The 19668-nt window shown below is 44.9% G+C and carries 12 protein-coding genes and 1 pseudogene; 3 read left to right on the top strand and 10 right to left on the bottom strand.

What is annotated here, in order from left to right:
* Positions 1–76: 76 nt before the first annotated feature.
* The 4 genes and pseudogenes from QUB30_RS31150 to QUB30_RS31135 all read right to left on the bottom strand — a co-directional run bounded on the left by QUB30_RS31150 (position 77) and on the right by QUB30_RS31135 (position 5168).
* Positions 77–781, bottom strand: coding sequence for a group II intron maturase-specific domain-containing protein (locus QUB30_RS31150; protein WP_333341823.1), 705 nt, complete (start codon positions 779–781; stop codon positions 77–79).
* Between the two features lie 176 nt (positions 782–957).
* Complete coding sequence (gene ltrA / locus QUB30_RS31145) at positions 958–2613, bottom strand: group II intron reverse transcriptase/maturase (protein WP_333341821.1); 1656 nt, start codon at positions 2611–2613, stop codon at positions 958–960.
* Between the two features lie 608 nt (positions 2614–3221).
* A pseudogene (locus QUB30_RS31140) lies at positions 3222–4068 on the bottom strand (reverse transcriptase domain-containing protein); the annotation flags it as partial.
* A gap of 635 nt (positions 4069–4703) precedes the next feature.
* The gene (locus QUB30_RS31135; protein WP_333341819.1) at positions 4704–5168 is read right to left on the bottom strand and encodes a reverse transcriptase N-terminal domain-containing protein; all 465 of its coding nucleotides are present in this window, start codon (positions 5166–5168) and stop codon (positions 4704–4706) included.
* A gap of 353 nt (positions 5169–5521) precedes the next feature.
* Between QUB30_RS31135 and QUB30_RS31130 the strand changes: the two genes are divergently transcribed.
* The gene (locus QUB30_RS31130; protein ID WP_333341817.1) at positions 5522–6151 is read left to right on the top strand and encodes an AhpC/TSA family protein; all 630 of its coding nucleotides are present in this window, start codon (positions 5522–5524) and stop codon (positions 6149–6151) included.
* Between the two features lie 136 nt (positions 6152–6287).
* Here QUB30_RS31130 and QUB30_RS31125 read toward each other — a convergent pair whose 3' ends face one another.
* A complete protein-coding gene (locus QUB30_RS31125) occupies positions 6288–6539 on the bottom strand; it encodes a hypothetical protein (RefSeq protein WP_194008299.1) in 252 nt (83 codons plus the stop codon).
* 220 nt (positions 6540–6759) lie between these two features.
* Here QUB30_RS31125 and QUB30_RS31120 point away from each other — a divergent pair, with 220 nt between their 5' ends.
* Positions 6760–7095, top strand: coding sequence for an HNH endonuclease (locus tag QUB30_RS31120; protein ID WP_194012309.1), 336 nt, complete (start codon positions 6760–6762; stop codon positions 7093–7095).
* A gap of 231 nt (positions 7096–7326) precedes the next feature.
* Here QUB30_RS31120 and QUB30_RS31115 read toward each other — a convergent pair whose 3' ends face one another.
* The 3 genes from QUB30_RS31115 to QUB30_RS31105 form a co-directional block, all read right to left on the bottom strand.
* Complete coding sequence (locus QUB30_RS31115; protein ID WP_228042024.1) at positions 7327–7608, bottom strand: hypothetical protein; 282 nt, start codon at positions 7606–7608, stop codon at positions 7327–7329.
* A complete protein-coding gene (locus tag QUB30_RS31110) occupies positions 7574–7807 on the bottom strand; it encodes a hypothetical protein (RefSeq protein ID WP_228042023.1) in 234 nt (77 codons plus the stop codon). The genes QUB30_RS31115 and QUB30_RS31110 overlap by 35 nt, the downstream gene beginning before the upstream one ends.
* A 584-nt stretch (positions 7808–8391) precedes the next feature.
* Entirely contained in the window at positions 8392–8985 is a 594-nt protein-coding gene (locus QUB30_RS31105; protein ID WP_333341812.1) for a hypothetical protein, read from the bottom strand.
* Between the two features lie 306 nt (positions 8986–9291).
* On the opposite strand from QUB30_RS31105, the gene QUB30_RS31100 reads away from it, so the two are divergent.
* Positions 9292–9558 carry a hypothetical protein gene (locus tag QUB30_RS31100; protein ID WP_333063584.1) on the top strand — a complete coding sequence of 89 codons (267 nt, stop codon included), beginning with the start codon at positions 9292–9294 and terminating at the stop codon, positions 9556–9558.
* 862 nt (positions 9559–10420) lie between these two features.
* Here QUB30_RS31100 and QUB30_RS31095 read toward each other — a convergent pair.
* Together QUB30_RS31095 and QUB30_RS31090 are read right to left on the bottom strand one after the other, a co-directional pair.
* Entirely contained in the window at positions 10421–16066 is a 5646-nt protein-coding gene (locus QUB30_RS31095; RefSeq protein WP_333341810.1) for a DEAD/DEAH box helicase, read from the bottom strand.
* Positions 16067–16291: 225 nt separating this feature from the next.
* Entirely contained in the window at positions 16292–19549 is a 3258-nt protein-coding gene (locus tag QUB30_RS31090; protein ID WP_333341825.1) for an N-6 DNA methylase, read from the bottom strand.
* Positions 19550–19668: the final 119 nt, after the last annotated feature.

The following is a 19668-nucleotide window of genomic DNA, read 5'->3' as shown; positions in this document are numbered from 1 at the left end:
TTTTTCCTCTTCCATATTTTCTTTTAGTAACTCAGCCATAGCTGAGTCAATTTATGCTGCTTAGTCTAAACACCAGTCAGTTAGATCCGGACGTGCGATTTTCACCGCATCCGGCTCCCGATGTTCTTGGCTTTCGCCTTTGCTCATGTGGATATAATCGTGGCAGATGAGAGTGAACCGCTAGAAGGTTGTTTATTTTCCAATTACTATGGTTACTGTCTACATGATGCAGATGTACCTTTTCATCGCCTAGAATTTTTAGACCACATTTCCCACATTTATGGTTTTGCCGTTTTAGAGCTTTAGAGGTTTCGCCGTTATAGAGCTTGCTGTTACGTTCACTCCAGTAGGCTATATCTCCGTCGTAGGGTGATTTCTCCCCTTTGACATTGACAAATTTGTTTTCGGAGTGGGGAACCGCTGGGAACGCTTTTTCTATCAATTTCTTGACAGTATAACGGTTCTGTTTCGCTTCCTTATTGAATACCTTGAAGGCTCTATTGTTGAGGAACCACAGCGAGAAGCGTGACCCATCTAACTTACAGTAGCGATGGTAATTTCTCCAGCCTCTAACTACAGGGGCTAATTTCTCAGCTTTGACCGTAGCACCATAATTCGAGTTGTTAACGATGTGTTTTACCGAATGACGGAATGCTTTAAAATTGTCCGCTGATGGAACGCATCTAAATTTCCCGTTGTTTTGCACTTTGAAATGCCAACCGAGGAAGTCAAACCCATCTGTCGTAGCCGTCAACTTAGTTTTCTTTTCACTAACCTTCATGCCTCGTTCTGCCAGAAATTCGCTGACTTTATCAAGTATTGCCTCCGCATCATCTTTGGGTTTTAGAATTAGTCGGGTAAAGGGATTACATCGCTGTAACCCCCTCCCCTCAAAACCGGACTTGTACCTTTCAGCACATCCGGCTTAAGCAAATTACTAGCTTCCACATGCTTCAGTCATTTTGCAGCATGAATCTGTTGATGACAGTAGAAGTGTAAGAATCGGAGATTTTTGTAGCTATTGCTCCCACCCTGTTGTTTTGGTTCAATGTGATGAACATGCAGTTCTTCCCCGTTGAATAGAGATTCTCCGCATTTAGGACAAATGCATCCTTGGTTCTGAGCAATCTTTTGTTTACTGGGAGTAAGAGATTTAGATTTAGCCTTCTCCCTGTCTTGCCAGTAGATTTTAAGATTTGGATCGTCAGGAGATGATCTGCCCTTCACCAGAATATGTCTTTCTATCCTGAACCAGCTAAATTTGAGCAAATGCATTCCTGTGGTTTTGTCACCAAATACCCATCGGTCGCTACGCTCTAAATTCAGCCTGCCCCAATACCGGCTTTGTCTCCAGTAACGGGGTTTTTTAGGGTGGGTGTGCTTGACATAGCGAACTGCCCGATGAAACATCCAACGGTCAAGACTATGAAAAATTTCACAAGACACTCCTGAACGGAAATAGTTCGCCCATCCTCGAATAATCGGGTTTAAGCGTTTAATAATTGCTAGAACATTCGACCCTCGCAAGGAGAGCCATTCCTTTCGCAACTTATTCCGTATTTTGCTTACCGATTCCTTGCTTGGCTTAATCAGCAGCTTCCAACCTGTTTTAGAGGTTTTTTCGGCTCTGTAGTGTCTGATGTTGAAGCCTAGAAAGTCGAATCCCTCACTCAGATGAACAATTTTGGTTTTCTGGACCGATAGCTCTAACCCTCTTTGTTGCAACCAACTTTTTAGGATTTCAATCACTTCTTCGGCATCTTCTTTAGACTCACAGAATGCTGCAAAATCGTCCGCATAACGAACGATTGCTCGCTTTCCAATAGACTGACCTCTGGAGTCGTATTTGACACCAATGGCTTCCTCCATTCCATGCAAGGCAATGTTAGCCAACAAGGGGGACACCACGCCGCCCTGGGGAGTTCCACTATCCGTTTCATGAAAAACTCCTTGTTCCATGTATCCTGCCTTGAGCCATTGTTTAATCAGTTCCCGACCAGGGACTTCACCAATTGCCTTGAGCAAGAATTCATGGCTGATATTGTCAAATGCGCCTTTGATGTCAGCATCTACGACCCATTTCTTCCGTTTATTTGGTCGAGCTAAGCCGAAGATCTTCTCAATGGCATCGTGACAACTTCTACCAGGGCGGAATCCGTAGCTGGTTCCCTCGAAATTTGCCTCCCATTCTGGTTCAAGAGCGTTCTTGACCATTGCTTGAAGACATCTGTCTTTGACAACAGGGATTCCCAGTGGGCGTTGTTTTCCATTTGCTTTCGGTATGTACACCCGACGCGCAGGTTTTACTCTCCAAAGGGTGAAAGCCGATAATTCATCGACCAATTTGCCTCTGGTTGTAGGAGTTTTCACCACTACTTTGTCAATTCCTGGCGTATTTCTACCTGCGTTCTGCTGTGTCACTCTGCGAACACTCATCAGAATGTTGGCATAGCTTCGTAGCATTAGCTTTTGAAGCGAACGTACCTTTTTATAGTTCCGTTCTGTGGTCGCCCGAAAGATTCTCTGTCTCAAATTCCTGACAGTCCGATTGATTTTGCGCCAGTTAATGGCGTTCCAATCGGTTTGCCCTTTGGTTCCGTTTGCTAAAGCCATGCTTTGCATCTAACTTGACCCTGAGTGAGAAATCATTACAGAAGTCTTTGGGTAATTCACCTGACCCACGTCAGCACCCTTTCAGGTTGGGTATTGCCCTATCCAGCAGGTTATGGATTTCCTTTGCCTTTCGGCTTACTGGCGTTCGCTTCTTGGGTCATCCCTGTCCCACTGGGGAATTCAGTCGTCCTTGCGGTTGACTTACTGGAAATCCAGACCCCATTGGGGTTACCACGTTCCACATGTTAGAGATGCAACTGAAGAGGGTGTCTCCTTTACTGCGGGGACGGGGTGTCCTCGAATTCGATTCATAAGACCGAATTCCGTGCCTCGGTTGGTAAGACCGAGGTTCATTGTCCCTTCATCACCGTATCAGCCATATTTCGATGACCAGACGTCACGCAGCCTCATCAGAGATTCACTTGCGTTCACCCATTCAGTCTTCCTCTTGCCCGGTTTGTCCAAATGGCTTGGACGCTCCTTAGACGTTACCTCCTTGCAAAAGACCCCACCGTTACCAGTGATGCCCTTGGAGATTGAGGATAGGTTTGGACACTAACCTAGAGAAGTCACCTCCTCACTCACAACATGCGACATCGTGTCGCGCTCACGAAGTCATCTGCATACCTGATTAATGTTGCTCCTGATTGATAACCAGAGTATTTCCCTTTCTTGACTATTGTCCTTCTGGGGAAAGCTTGCTTAATCCGGTGTTCCATCCCGTGGAGGGCAATATTTGCTAGTAGTGGGGAGATGACCCCACCCTGTGGAGTACCCTCAGATGTCTCGTAGTGCTGCATATTGTCCATCACTCCCGCTTTTAACCAGGCTCGTATTTGACGGCGGATGGTGGGGAATGTATTAAGTTTATTTAGCAGTGCTACATGGTCGATTTTGTCGAAACACTTGGAGATGTCGGCATCTAGCACGTATTTGGCTTTATACCTAATCTCGTTGAATATTGCTTCGATTGCATCATGACATGACCTTCCGGCTCTGAATCCATAACTATTGGGTTCAAATCGCGCTTCCCATTCAGGCTAAGCGTGCCATCTTGACGAGCGCTTGCAAGGCTCGGTCTTTCATTGTAGGTATACCTAGAGGTCGCTTCTCTTCCGTTCCCGGTTTTGGAATCCATACTCTCCGGGTCGGGCTGACCTTAGAACCAAGTTTTAAATTGTTTACTAACTTCAAACGAGCTGCTGGGGATAGGGATTTAATTCCATCCACTCCTGCTGTTTTTTTGCCAGTGTTATCTTGGGTAACTCTACGAACCGATAATGCTCTTGCTGACCAAGAATTCATCAACGTCTTTTGGAATCTGCGTAATGCCTTTACATCACCACGTTGAGAGGCTTGATAGATTCTCTTTTGGAGCTTGTAAACTCGCCGCTCTAGCTTGCGCCAGTTGATCGAGCGCCATTCCACCGTAGTCTTTAAACTCGTTTTAGACATTTATACTCCTTACTTGAGTCTCTATCTTCCAAAACATCGTGAGTCTGTCTGCATATCCTGAACATTACTTCAGGCTTTGGCTTTTGACTCAATCTTTCCTACTCGCAGCATCCGGTTAGCACCTACTCAGTCATCGCGATCTGACTGAGAGCTTACGAGAGGTTACTTCGTTTCTGATAGCCATTGATAGAGTTTTTAGAGTGGTACTATCCACCGGGTTTGGAGGAAGTGCTTGTTGGTCAACCAGGAATTGCCAACTCCCCATTATCCTTGCCCTGTTTGGGACTCCCAGCGTGTAAGCCTGATTCCGCTGGTTATTCATGACGATGGTTAAACGTACCTTCGTATGCCTACTCATGAACTCTTGCTTGGTGATTGCCAGATTAGGCTTCCAGCATTGACACCTTTCACCCCCGCTTCAGGGATTGATGGCTAGTCGCTACCCTGGGGGACACAGTTCAGAACTGCGCTCTGTGTGCTTTCACTCCTGCACCTGGAGGGTGGGACTTGAGCGGTTCTAGGATACTTTTCTCTCACCCACATGACTATCAGATTGTCAAGGTTCTTATGTTACTTGCGGGTAATCCTCTACCCATTTCAGGGCTAGTTTCTACCCAACGAATCGCACTCCTGTTCTAAATCCATAACTCGTAGCGTGGAAAGTGGCTTCGTGAGCTGGCTCGCTTCGCGTATTTTGCGAGGCATTGCCACGCTCTATCGGCGATAGTCGGTATCTTAAGGAGGCGGGTACTCCCATCCTTTTTAGGGATTGGTATTGAACGTAACTTCTGATGTTTCCAGTTGTTACTTTTGGCTCTGAGTTCTTCACTCAGGGCAAACCTTTCCTCAAATGTGAGTGAGGCTTGGACATCGATTCCCGCAGTCTTTTTGCCAGCATTTAGTTGAGTTACTTGACGTATCGCCAACATTCTTGCAGCCCGAGATTTCAGAATTAGCTTTTGAAGGGACTTCGCTTTCTGCTTGTCTCCAACTTGAATCGCTTTAAACACTCGTTTTTGTAGGCGAAATAAGTCCCTTCGGAATTTCTTCCAAGGTAACGTCTTCCAAGATTCACTAACATTGCTGCTGTGTCTAATCATGCTCTGCTCTAACTTATGTTTTCTGAACACCGAGCGACCAGTTACGGTCTGTCCTACCCGAACTAAGGGGGTTCCGCTGCTCGTCCAGCCTACGTCGGGGTTCGACTTCCCCTTGACCCTTAGTTCGTTTTTCTTCGTTCCCTCGGGCGTGATTGATTGTTCCTTTAGGTGGAGCCAATTTAACTACTGAATCCCCTAGACTCTTGCCGATATTAAGACAGATGATTCGGCGGGAATAATCTCCAGTGGAGTCGGGATTTTTGGTCTGTGACCCGCTCTAGATTAAGTTACTTTTCTAGGCTCTGTTTCACCGTTGGAACCCCCCATTAACGCCAAGTGTCACCCCACATTAGATGTCTGATTGCGTCCTGTTCCCAGCTTCACTCTCCAAGAATCGAGCTTGGTCGGTGTGGGCAGATAGGGAGTCATACCTGAGTCTGGCAGAAGGGACTTGCACCCTTATCAGACCGAGAGTTCAGCCTTGTGGCTGGAAACGCTATGTACGGACTGATTACCGTGATTCACGTTTCAACGAATCGCACTACCTCAATCTATTGTTCATGTGTTCCGGGATTGGTAGCCCTGGCACTCTGGCAGAAGTATGGAGAGGATATCGAGGCGACGCAAGAGCACCTCAATTAATTGGTGATGATGAAATTATTCAGGCTTTCCCTCTTCCACCCCTCAGAGGCTCCACTTTCCGGTGGGCAGGTGGCAAAGGTTTCCAGCGTCCATTTGAATTGGCAACTTTGCGGCTGCGTAATATGGGAGAAGTGCTGAGTAATTGGAAAACCTATGTTCCAAATGCTGCTTATCTCACTCAACGAGGCGCAACTTTCTTGTTTAATGCTCGGGGAGATTTAATCTACGAACATCGAGATCGCGCCATCCTTGGTTTCGCTGCTGATATGAGCAATCCCCTGACATTTCTCTCAGAAATGGTGGCTGATGGAGACTCGCTGGGGCATGGCGATATGCACTAACTACCATACTTATAATGTGGTGCTGGCAGGGGGTAAGAGCGGCCGATAGCGAATGGGCATGGGCTTACGGATAGGGGGATTCATGCGACTGTACTCAATCCCATCATTGCTGCTGGCAATTTCTTGCTTACCATATTCATCCTGTTCCAGCAGCTCCCAACGGGAGCACCTCTCCTTTCCAATTGAACTCTACCCAACCATGTCGCCCCGGTTCTTCCCGCCCTTGTCCGTCAACTAGCAAATGCACAAAGTAAAGTTGATTGGTTGGCTCAAGACCACCAAGAAACCAGTTATCGTCAATCTCCGCCTTGACGTTAGCTTCATCCAATTGAATGCCAACTTGTGAAAACGTAGCCATCGCCATTTGCCTTAAAGTTGCCTGATCCATTTCCTTTGCCTCCTGATTAAGAGATGCCGTGAGCAGCACTCAGGCTGTGAACTTCCTCACCCCTAACATTACTAAAAACCCAAACCCAAACCCCAACCCGCCCTGTCCTGCCCTTGCCTCCCCGAATGCGATATCTTTTAGACCTAGATGAGGCGGTATTCTGAGTAATGGCAACAAAATATCTCGCCATACTAGAGAGAGATGAGCGTTTACAATTATTATGCCTAAACCAAAGAGGTATCCCGATAATTGGTCTGAGATTGCGCTATCAATCAAGGAAAATGCGGGGTGGCGCTGCGCTAAGTGCCGCCAACAGTGCCTCAGACCCGGTAAACAAAGCGGTTTAACTAAATCCGAACGGTGTGCTTTGACTTTGACGGTGCACCACCGCAATCGGATACCAGAGGACAATCGTCTCGAAAACTTAGTCGCCCTGTGTACTGCGTGCCATCTTTCGTACCACAATAGGGGTCAGTCTAACGTATCACCTGGGCAGTTATCTCTGTTCCCTGATGATGGTATTGATTGGGAGCTCATCGCTTCTTTTGAGGAATAGGGACGGGACAATTGATTTGAGCCGAATCCGCTGCCATCCGCTTCATTAATTTGAGAGCGGCTAGGCAATCTCAAGAGAGCTCGGTGGTTTCCATTGAGGGGAAAATACTGATAATCTTTATAATATTTGATAACTTTCAGGTTCGCGCCCTTAAAAAGATGAAGAGGCGTGTCTATTGACCGCCTCATAACATCTTTGAAGAATCACCTCGGCTTCAATCAGGGAAGTAAATCAATCTAGGTGTTGGTCAATTAGGGCAATCAGTTGAGCGATCGCCTTCTGTTCTTCTAAGAGCAATTCCTTAAGCTGGCGCATCTGCTCTTGGTTCGGGGGACGGTGTACCAAATCATCAACGAAGTCAAGCAAAGGGGACTTTCTAAAAGGTCTACTCAAAGCAGCTTCATCTCGCAAGCGCTTGGTTCGCTCTAGCTTTGACCGTTGCAATCGGTTTTTAGCCTGACGGCGTGCGATAAGTCCGTCAAGTCTTTGACATCCGTTGCCAGTCGTCTTCATCTCCATACATCTGTTTCACTTGTTGTTTCAACTCGGTTAGCTGTTCGGTAAGACTTGCCACCTGATCTTCAATAGCATCTGTTTTATCTTCCTGGATTTCCAGAGAAATCTCTACAGATTCAACATATTCCGTTAACTGTTGTATTGGATCGGGTTGGGGCGTATCACCGTTAGGCCCGTTGCCGTTGGTCATAGTCATGCCTCACTCGTGTCTGATAGAAGAAACTGGCGATCGCTTTTGATACAGATAAAACTATCGCCAGCGTCGCCGAAGAAGTTGTTACTAAGTTATTACCAAGTTTGATGCCAATTAGTTAGTTGGATTCAAGGGGATTCGCTTAGTAACAATGCTCATAAATTCACCCTCACTTGGAGCAGGCATAAGGAAACTCCATTCACTGATATGAGCGAACTGTAGCTTTTAAAGCCAGCGAATCGTGTAAGTAACCCCGTAGCTCGATCCAAAAACCATTACCCTTACCCGTTCACAGCCATCAGATTGAGCTGGCAAACTATTGGCATCCCTGATAATCGACGGTAAAGTATCGTCTGGACTAGGCACAAAATCCAGATTTTGCGAATAAACTACTTGTGGCCTGAAACTTGGTGTCCTTGCCAGCCTAATATCAAAGTTTGTTGTCATCATTGGAGCCTCCTACTCGTTCTAGGGGATTAGTCGCGTGGAAGGTGTTCCAGATATTCTGGGTGGCGTGATTAGTTCTAGGTTGGACAAGTGGCGCATCAAAAAAAACTCAACCCACTAACGTGACTAAAAGAGAATTTTTAGATGCCATCTTCTATCAACTCAAGAATTAATCGTTCCTCCCGTCGCCCGGTGTAGGTGCTGTCGGTGCGTTGGAGTCGCTTGCTATTCGCTTTTCCCAGTGCGCTTGCTAGTTGGTTTTGTTCGACACGATCAAGAACTCGCACTGTGGGAAACCAAAGCTGCAAGTGGGATAAGTCGCTGTTGACAGTGCCGGAGTACGCTCTTGACGGGTCGCTCTCCAAACAAACCAAGGTTCGTAAAGCGTAGAGTTCATCCAAGTTGAGCCCGTCCAATCGGTTGATTAAGGATTCGATTGAATATTTTCGGAGTGCTGTGTAGGTCGCCACGGCTTGTTCCTCCAGTTGCCACCAACTCATCATGTTGGCTCGTTCGGTGGCACACAAAATCTCGTGTTTCCGAACGCACAGGTAAATCGGTTGTCCCTCTTCCTGTATCAAATTATCTCGGTCATCGAGCAGGCGACCCATGACGGTTTCAGGGCGAACGTCGGTCACTTCCATGCGCCCCATTGTGGTGGTGACGCGGGGATTGGGTATTTCTACAAAGCTTGGTTGGGCGGGTTGCGATGGCTGCCCGTAATCTGCGAACATAGAGGAAATCTCCATTTATTTGTGAGTGCCAAACCCCGCCCCAGAAGATTTCCAGTCAGAGGGGGCGGGGTTTGGTTTGGTTTTTTTGTCAGCCCGCGAACGCCAATCTGCGAAAGTTTTGCGGGCGTTGGGTTTAAGGCGCTTTTGAGTTAGTGCGCGGGCATTCCCTTGCGGGAGTTTACGGATGACCGTTTTACGCTCTTGGCTAGCTCTGCGTGCGTCTATGAGGGTTAGTATAATCTATAAGTTGCGAAGTAGCAACTTCGCACTACGAATAAGTTGCAACCCAAACTGCGTCGGAGCCTTATGAAACAATGGAGAGAGAAGTTGCGAAGTTTAGTTTTAGCTACTGTGCCAGCAAAAAAAGAAGACCCAGGTTACGCCGCCCTTCGGGGTCACATACCAAAAAGCCTATATAAACGGTTTAAAATGTTTTGCCTTGAACGTGGTGTGGACAACAGCCAAGGTCTAGAAGACTTGATAAATGAGTATTTTGAGTTGAAAGATAAGCAAGAACAGGAGGCTTCCATCCCAAAAACGGCAGAGAGCAATACGTTCAACAGTAGTGGTTGAGGAATTGCCGGTCTACGTTTCCCCCTCTTGGGCTACCAAAAGCAAGCAGGGCAAAGGAACCAAGAGAGCTAGTTGATGTCTAATCGTTGTCTAGCAATAGAGAAACTTTGGCACTACCCTCAAAACCAACAAATAAGCTAAAAGCTTTAGCTGACAAAGGTTTTAGGTACGATCTGGCGTTTCAAACTTTTTGGATTTAAAGACCCTCAAACGCTTACTGGGAGAAACTGGAGGCATTTCAAACTTGGAGCTACGAAAACGGTTGCTTTAACAGGTTGCACTCTCTTGCCCTCCATAGGTTATAAGCCTTGCAGCCCGGATGTTTAACAGGTTGCACAACCATCGGTAAGTAGGGTGGAAGACCAATGAAATAGACAACTATCTAGCAAAGGAGAAAATTCTACTGACCGAATCAGTTAGAGCCGTCCAAACCGGGCGTGCAAATAGGTTCTCTCACCGTCGATGGGTTCATGCTGCCGTCCGGGCAGTTACCGGATGAGCCAGACACAGGCGGCTGAGTGTATTGGAGGTGACCCAGTTTACGCCATAAAATTTTTAGGTTCTAAGGAGGGTAAAGCCATACTGGGTGAGAATTTTACGCCATAAACTTTTGAACCCACTTTCCGCACCCTCCACTGTCACAATCGGTTTTTGTGGAATTTTGTGAACCAAAATAGTCACTTTTTATACACGCAAGTGGGAAATTGGACTTGCGATCGCCAGTTCAATTTCGCCAAACTCCGAAAATTCGTAGTGTGACAGTTCAGGGTGCGGAATGTGGGATACATATAGGCTTTTCCTGAATTTGCCAACAGTGTCTTTTAAACATCACCTGTTAATCAAACAACCAGATCAACCCTATTCAGTTGATTAATTCTTTGACCAAGGCTGCACCCTTAGTTAAATCAGCTGCACCTAACACTACTACCCGCCAAGGCGGATTATCATTGGTAAGCCGATCGCGAATCAAGCGATCGCGTCTCCGATTCACGCCTTTATGAAATGCTGCCCCATCAATATAAATTGCCAATCTTCGTTCTGGTACAGCAAAATCAGCAATAGAAATTGGGTTATTAGCTGGCACGGGAACTTGTTTTTCTGGTTGAAATCCGTGTTGTTCAAATAAGCGTAAAAACTTTAGTTCTAAAGGCGAACCCACCCCCGCATTATATGCTTCTAACCAAGGAAGCGGATCGTCAAGGTCGCCAGTTTCTAAGGGACGAGTAACCGGGGGTGATTGTGCTAATTGTTCTAATGCGGGGATTACTTGCAGCCAGTTTAGTAGTTCGTGATAGCGTTGATTTTGATAAGATTTTAGGCAACGATAACAGGCTGTTTCGCAATTAGGATGATCTAAATGAGCGATCGCCTCTTTCGCCACTTGATCGAACTCAGTAGCAATGCGACGCAGATAACCACTTCCACCTAAACTCGGATCGATAAATGTTAACGATACTAGACCGTAACGTTTTCCGCCATTATTAACTTGCCACATTCCCTCAAACTCAAAATCAACCTCCGAACCGTCTAGCATATATAGATGCTGCATTCCAGCTTTCAGTGCATAGCCTAGAGATAATCCCCAAGACTGGAAATCCTCTTTTGGCATAGAACTGGGAACGGGTAACACTAGCCGTAATACTTCTGCTTTACTAGAAGTAGCGATCGCTAATGGTTGCGGTGACTTCCCAGCTTGCGGACATTTATCTGCATGACCAAAGGGATCATCTTGATCGGATTTGCGTGTTTTTCGCCGTCCTTGCGTGGTATTTTGCCGATCAGGATTTTCTAGAATTCGTCCACAATCGCTACAAAGTAGATATCCCTTCACCTCGTTGTGTAGTAGAGGAATACCATCAGTACGTTCTTTGTCAGTAGGAGGTAAACCTTCATTAATCCAGCGAACTTCCTCATCCCGACTTAGGCGCAGTCCCCATCCTGGGGTGACAGTCCACCTTGCTATTACTTGTCCGTTCCATTGGGGATGAGTTTTTACTAAATTGCGCGTAGCATAGCGTTCTTCTTCATCGAGAATTGGACTTTCGTCCCGTCGTGCTAAAAATCCGGCAAATTCACCCGCCGGGAATGACTTTCCTGGCGCATTATTTCTGCAACGGGGACAAGAAGGTTCGTTGGCATCAAATCGTAACTCGCAAGTATTACATAATCGATACAACCAAGTAGCACTTTCGGTTCTAGGATTCCAAGGTGAAGCGTTATCCAAACCGATGACTTTCCAGCGTTTGGTACGGGCGAAAACTTGAGCATTGGGCTGAAATTGAGCAATACCGAAGCGACGGGCTACGCTGATGGGGTCATCTTCTCGTTCGTCGCCCAACAATCGCAGTGCTGCGGGTTGGGTAGGAAATTCGTAACCGGGAAGGATGCCAAATTCGGCGAAACGGCGTAAGGGATACCCACCAGAACGATCGTCTGCTTCATTAGCATTGCGTTTTTTGTCGGTTTCAATCCCTAAAATTCGGGCTATTAATTGGGCGGCGCGGGTGCCAGCGCGTTCTCCTTGTAGTTCGGCGGAGTAGGTATTGAGGGCGGTTCGTAGTTCTTTGACTTGTCGGGCGGTGCGGTTAATGACATCTTGAATACGTGATGCTAAGGTTTTTAAATGCTCACGCAATTGCGTTTCACTCAGTCCCGCTTCATTTAAGACTGTTTCTTCCCAAGCTTCTTGTGCTAGAGTAACAGCCCGATCGCATTGTGCCTCCACACCAGCAATTAAAGCATCCACCGCTTCTGTTTTAATGTCACCTTGCGCGGAAACGTATTCAACCATTTTGCCAGCTAAACCCGGTTCGGCTGCACCAAATGCGATCGCATTTAAATGCCGGAAAATTACATCTCGGTTGCCCAATGCTAAAGCCGGTGCAGGTACTTCCCCAGCTATCATTTCTGTGGGTTTATCGTAAAAATATTGATCGTGGGGTGTATTGCGTGCATAACTGACGACTAAACCAATGCGGGTACGCCGTCCTGCACGTCCTCCCCGTTGAGCATAATTATCGGGGCGAGGTGGTACATTTCGGAGGATAACTGCATCTAACCCACCAACATCAATGCCCATTTCTAAAGTAGGAGAACAAGCTAATAAATTAACTTTTGATTCTGTTGCTGGTGCTTTAAAATCCTCTTCAAGTTCTACTCTAACATCGTTAGGAACTTGGGCAGTATGTTCTCCAGCTTCTAAAGGAACAAAATTATTGGCAAGAATCCGTTTTACATTGCGATTTTCTAACACTTCTGATTCTGACCAATGTTTTAAATTACCGTGACAATAAGAACAAGGTAAACTTTTTTTTGCTCCTAACTTATGAGCGGAACAAACTTCACAACGGTAGCGTTGTTGTGCGGTGGCTAAATGCAGATGAACTACTTCCGCATTCACTTGTAAAAGATTTATTTTTTCTCTAGCACCGTATAATTCTGAAGCGACTAAGAAACTACCATTTTGCAACCACGCTAACAGTTCTACCATCTGTTCCTCTGTTGGTTCAATGCCACCACAGCGAGTTAGTAAGTGTTTAAGAATGCGCTCTAAACTGGGCGCTCTCCCACCTGCTTTTGGTTTACGCCAAGGGTTATGTAGTTTAATCCCATAAGGTATGGTGGCACTATCTAAATAAGGGACAGGTTGTTCACTTAAAAAAGCATAACCTTGGGGTTGTTTCATCCGTCGTTCCCATTCAGCGGCTTTTGTGTAGCTGGGAGAACTGGGATGTTGAGGATGATAACGTAGTAATTCGCGAGAAAGACAGCCGCGAATGCGGATTTCATCTAACAAACAACGAGAAATATATTCTAAAATCTCCTGAGAAATACCTAAAATTTTGGCAATTTCTAACCCGTTAGTTTGCACGTATTCATCTAAATGGTGATATTTAACTTGCACTAAGCCCAAGTTCATTAATGTGGCACGATATCCAGCGTTTACTGCTAATTCATCAAGCAAAGGTGCTTCTTCCCAAACACGAATTCTGTGTTTTGTTTCATCATTTAGAAAGACGGTGGGGTTAGCTGGGACGTATTTGTTATCATGTTCTTTCCCGCCCATATCTCCCAGCAATTCTACCACTCGCTGTAAGGAAAGTGAACCATCTTTCTGTTCTTTTAAAATTTGTATCACCCGTCGCCGCATTCGATCGTACCGACTGGTAAAAACAATAAATCTTGCTTGGTGGGCGGCATCTTGACGGCTATCGCTGAAAACTAACAAGCGTTCTTTGCCATCATGGTTAGGTTGGTTAGAGTTGGCTTGGGCTAAGGCTTCTACTAATCCTTCACTCAGCACTTTTACGGCGGCTGAAGTTCCCAATGCTACGGGGGTAATAACATTTCGGCTTCCGGCTGTACCGCCACAACAAAGGCAACGGGTACGGGCGGGGGCGAGGGTGACTTGCCAAGGGTAGTCTTTGGAGTTGGTACTGAAGGAGAGAGTCGAGGTATCAAAGGAACCTTGCAGAACGGGGCGTTTTTTGATTTGTTTGGTTTGTTTTTGGCTACCTTTGCGAGTAGTACGGGGTTGGGGTTGGGGTTCTTCTTCGCTGTCTTCCTCGGTATCTGCTGGCATATCAAACCGACTGGGGTCGTAGAGCATCCATTCTGAGCTATCATCAGGAACAGCGGAAGGTTGTAGGGGTTGAGAAGTGGGTTCGCCAGTAAAGCGTAGGTAGTCAGCGCCGCAGTTACGACATAGATATAAAGGTGCTGTTTGATGTCCGCATTGACAGCGTTCTTCGCCCATTGGGTAAAGTTTGCCGCAGGTGGGTTTAATACAACGGTGAAATTGCCACCCGCCTCGAATTAAGCGATGGGCGCGAAGTTGCAATGCGCTGGGGGTGCCTTCTGGTAAGGCTGCACCAACTAGCAGGGCGGTTTCTACTTCGCTTCTTAGTTCGCTATCGTTACATTGAGAGCGTTCTTTAATTTCTGCTTTGACTTTTTCGACTATTTGTGATATTGATAAGGGCGATCGCATTAGCCAGCGATTTAAGTCCCACAGCAAGCGGGCGTGATTTACGGCAACTTCTAAGGGCGTGTCTGGGGGTTGGTTGCCTAATGCACAGAGGGTTTGTCTAACCGCTTCGGGGTTGGTGAGGTCGAAGTCTTTTATCGTGATAGGTTGAGGAGAATAGATAGCGGTTTCGGGAGTTTGAATATCTTGCAGTTCTTCACCAATGACTCGAATTGTATTTTTACTAGCGCCTGTTAGTTTACTGAAGAAATTTTGAACAGCTCCATCTCGTAGTTGAATTCTTTCTTCTTGGGTGTATTGTTCTTCAGCAACACTTTTAATTGTGGCGGAAGTACCGACGGGAATTAGTTGAGGATAGCGACGGGTTTGAATATCGGGAGAAATGTTAGTAAGATCATCTTGTTTGGCATTAGTTAAATGGGCTTTTAATCGCCGCACGAGTAAGGCGATATTGCTGCCTAGTGTTCCCCGATAAGTATGAACTTCATCTAAAACTAAAAAGTGGCAACGATGGTTTGCAAAAATTGCTTCTCTATCGGCTGGACGAACTAGCAGATATTCCAGCATCATGTAATTAGTTAAAAGAATATGAGGCGGATTTTTCCGAAGTTCTTCCCGTTCTGCTTGTTTCGTGCCTCTGTCGTATTTTCTCACCGATATTGCACCTTGCCAACCGGATTTTTGCAGGAAATCATTAATCCGCAATTCTTGGTCATTGGCAAGGGCGTTCATCGGATAAACTAAGATGGCGGTTAATCCCGATTTTTTGAATTGAATCGAGTCTTCTATGGCATTTTGAATGACTGGTAGTAGGAAAGATTCAGTTTTACCGCTACCTGTTCCGGTGGTAACAACTAAGGGGGAAGCGTTAGCACCTAAAAGATGAGAAATTGCTTGACTTTGGTGCAAGTAAGCATATTCGCTTTTTGTCCTTTTTTTCATGACTGTTGCCAATTGGGAATCAATTGGTAAATCATGCCATCTAGCACCGTCTTTGAAGGGGCGATGGGCTTGATAAAAGGGTTCTTGGGCTAAGAATAAGGGTGTATCTAATTCTCTTTCTAATGCTGCTTTTAGTTGGGGGTCTTTAGCCCGAAACTCGGTTTTAAGATAATCTTTGTATTCTTCTGTTACTTGGTCAAGAATGCGAATAGGATGGAGAGGTTGATGTTGGGTAATAGTTAATGAGAAATTACTGATAGAGGGTTCATTTTCCTCTGTATAGGCTTTTTCAGAATCTATGTTGTTAGGTTCTTCTTTTCCAAGTCTTTGATTAACATATTGGAAAAAGTGAGATTCTAAGGAGTCGCTGAGAGTGGAAGCATCGATAATTTCTCTTAGTTGGGCAAAATCCCAAGTTTCGGGAATTCTCGAAAATAGCAAATCGAGTTGGCTAGGGGAAACTATATCAACTCCCGTACAATCTAAAATTGCCATTTTTTGGCTGAGAAAGATGCTAGTAGCAACTAGGGAATCGTCGCCTTTCTCTAGGATTTCTTGCAATTTAAAATTAGAGCTCATAATTTGTTTAAATCAGTTACTATAGGGCAATTTCTTGTAATTCTTCATCTCCAACATAGATTTCTGCATAGAGTTCAGCAGATTCTTGCAAATTGTCTGACTCCAATTCTAACTAGAATCGCTGAATGGCAGATATGACGAGATCGTTGGGTGTTCTAAATTCATATTCTTCGTAATTCTTAAGGAATTTGATTTGAGATTCATCTAGCTTTTAGGTTTGTTCTTTCATTTCTTCTTTCTCCTTGATTTAGGTTTTTCAGTTGGGGGTGCAGTAAGTTGAAAAGTGCCATCATCGGTAGAAACTGCATATACTTCTGGGGTGGGTAACTCTATCACGGGTTTTGGTAGATTTTCGTTCAGGGGAATATCCCAATAGGGGTCATATTTTTGGGTGAATGCTTCTAGTCCGATGTTTTGCAGTTCGTCAAAGCAAGCGAGGCAGAGTTGGGGTGCTTTGGGGTAACTTTTGTGGCTGAATGTTGATAGGATGTGGGCGTATTGTTCGCGATTGAGTCCGTAAGCATCAGCGATAACTGCATCAATAGCGGTGCGTATTTGCCATCTTTCGTCATCAGTTGATAAAACTGGGAAAGTTAATTTAGATTTCAGGTTTCGGGTTTCAGGTGTCAGGTGTTTTGTTCCTGAAACCTGATCTCTGATGCCTAACACCTCTTCATATTCGCGCCATTCATTACCAAGTTGTTCTCGCCAGAGGGGTAAGTAACCAGTATGGTTACAGGTAAGGCGAAGGGCAGAATGAGAGAGGAAAGTATAAAGTATTAAGGCTTTAATGTAAGGTAAAGCAACACGGTTAAGGATGAAAAGATTAACATTAGCAGATACAAGTTGGCGTGTAACCCAATCTGTTGTAAAGCTTGAGCAAATTGCTGAAATAACTAACGCATTCACAACTGGACGAGTACTTGATGCCTGTTCTGCATAGACACTATCACTAGAAAGCCATATCGTAGGCAGTAAACAAGCTACTAGAGTTCTTTCATCTGTAGATCTTGCTATTTTTCGGAAAGCTAATCTATGAAATTGTGCAGAAATTTTCCATATAATACGTTCTTTTATGTGAGATAAGGAAAGTAGAAAGTTTGGATTTAACTCCCATCGATCATCATATTGATGAAAAGTTTTACCTTCATGTAGTACGAGATAACCCATTTCTAACAGTTGTTTGGCTACATCTGGATCGCGTGGATCTTTGCCTTTTGGTAAAATTTCAGAAGTGGGTGTGAAGCGCCAAGCATCATCGGTCATATTCAGTTCACGACCTAGTTTAATGCCTAAGCGATCGCAAACTTTCCCAAAAGGTTCACCATTAGCAAAACAAACTTTAGCAACTTCCAAATCTTTTTCTGACTGCAACTCTAGCAAGCTAAGATAATCACCGCCTGTTTTTTGAACAAAATCAAGATTATAATCAAGCGGTGGACGTTCTTTTTTGTCACGAAACAGCCATTCATCATCATGAAGATAGAAAGCACAAGGAAAGTTTTTTGTACTTCCTTGGCGTGATGCAATAATAGCAGCAAACTTAAAACGAGAGTCAATTTCAAATAATTTTCGCCTATTTTCAAATGAGTAACAGCATTTTAGTTCCATATTTTCTAAATAAAGCTGCCTGATTCCTGTGGCACCTTCATTAGCATGAAAGGCAGAGGGAACCACAACACCTGTTAATCCTAATGGTTTTAGTAATTGTGCATTTCGTTCCATAAAAGCACGAAAAACATCTTGCTTTCCAATAGTCTTGTCACCATTAACTATTGCTATTTGATATTTATAGATCGATTTAATAACCCGTTCATCACTCCTAAACCCTGCTATATAATTTTCATGCGCCTCAGTAATTTCAGGATTAGCTTTTAGTTTCTTTTCAATTTCCGTTCTTTCTCGCTTTGTTGGTGCTTCTAAAATATTGAAATCATAAGCAGCAAAAAACTCTTTATCTGCTGGTAACATCCTATCCCAAGGCGGATTACCCAAAACCACATCAAAACCCTGCCTATTCTCTAAATTCCAACTCGGATAAAACACCTCAGCAAACGTCAAATCATAAGACAAAGCTGGCACACATTCACCCGACACCAAAACCGCCAACAAATCATCACACTTAGATGGTACACTTTCCACGCCCAAACCCCGCGCAATCATTGCCAAAAGCTTTGATTTTTTAGGGTTTAATTGTTCCGCATCCGAACTTTCTAAAACCTGATACCCAAAACCCGAAACCTGCCCTAAATCTTCTGGTAAATCTCCCGTTGTTCCCACCGTTTGCACTAAGCGAGAATAAGCAAGATCGTCACACTTATCCTTACCCAACATTACTCCACCAGCCCATGCAGACGCTACAATTTTAAAAGGAGCTAAAGCCCGATCTAACCTTGCCTTTGCTGCTTCCTTCGCCAGAATTTCGGAAATATTTACCCCGATACTTGCTTCCAAATCTTGGACGTGCTTTAATGCGTCACTAATCGCTTCTCTAAACTGTTGATTCACCCCTTGCCAAATTAGCTTTTGTACATCATCTTGTGAACCTGGTTCCTTCAGTAAATGCTCAAAAAATGGCCCCGTTAAAGAATCTCCCACTACCAAACGGTGATCTAAAAAAGTCAAAGGCAACCCTTCACCATGAGACTCTAACCAAAGGGATAACTTCGCCAATTCCACCGCTAAGGGGTTCTTATCCACACCATAAAGACAGTGCACCGCTACTAACCGCCGACACAAAGCGATCGCCTCAGTTTGAGAATAACCAGTTTCCTCTTTTTCCGGTGCAGAAGAAGGCAAATATTTCAACAATTTATCATCAGGATCGGGTAAATCTATCACCCGTTGACGGTAGAGTTTAGCTTTAGATAATGCCGCTTCTAGTAATTGGGTTTCTGCTGATAATTCTGCTGAGGAAATTCGGTTTTTTATTTCTTCCGCTTGCTTCTCCGCTTCCGTCGCCAATTCATCGCATAAGCGACAAGCTTCATATAATTTATCCCCTAAAAACCGACAAGCTTCTACCAAAAAATGACCGCTTCCCATTGCAGGATCTAACACTTTCAGCTTGAGAATTTCCCCTGGTTTGGGGTCATTTTTAGGCGATTTTTCATTGATTTGGGGTTCCAAAGTTTCCTGAACCAAAAAACGCACAAAAGAATGAGGCGTATAATAAGAACCACTCGCTTTTCTACCCAATCCCACCCGCAAATAAAAACGCCCAGGTGGAATTTCCTCAATCCAATCAACCTTCGTCTTTTTCCCGCGTTTAGGTGTATCTTCTTCCTCTTCTTCTGTTTCCTCTTCTTCCTCCTGCTCCAACTCTACACTAAAGCCCTTACTACTAACTGGTCGATACTTTTCTCCTTGAGCAACTGGAACAACTACCTCTAACTTTTGCCGCCTTAATCGACACATTGGTTCAGTGGTAATTCCCGGTTCTAGTTCCAACAAAGCTTCATAAACTCTCCCTAAATCTTCCACATCCAAAGAACCATAATGCACCCTTTCCCGTGCTTTACCAGCCAGGGTAAGCGCATCTCAAAGGCTATTGACAAGCGGGTTGAGAGGCATCATCATGGGGAAATAAACAAGCAGCGAGA

The sequence above is a fragment of the Microcoleus sp. BROC3 genome, from assembly GCF_036702515.1.
Lineage (GTDB): Bacteria > Cyanobacteriota > Cyanobacteriia > Cyanobacteriales > Microcoleaceae > Microcoleus.
This window is presented reverse-complemented; position numbering and strand designations above follow the sequence as displayed.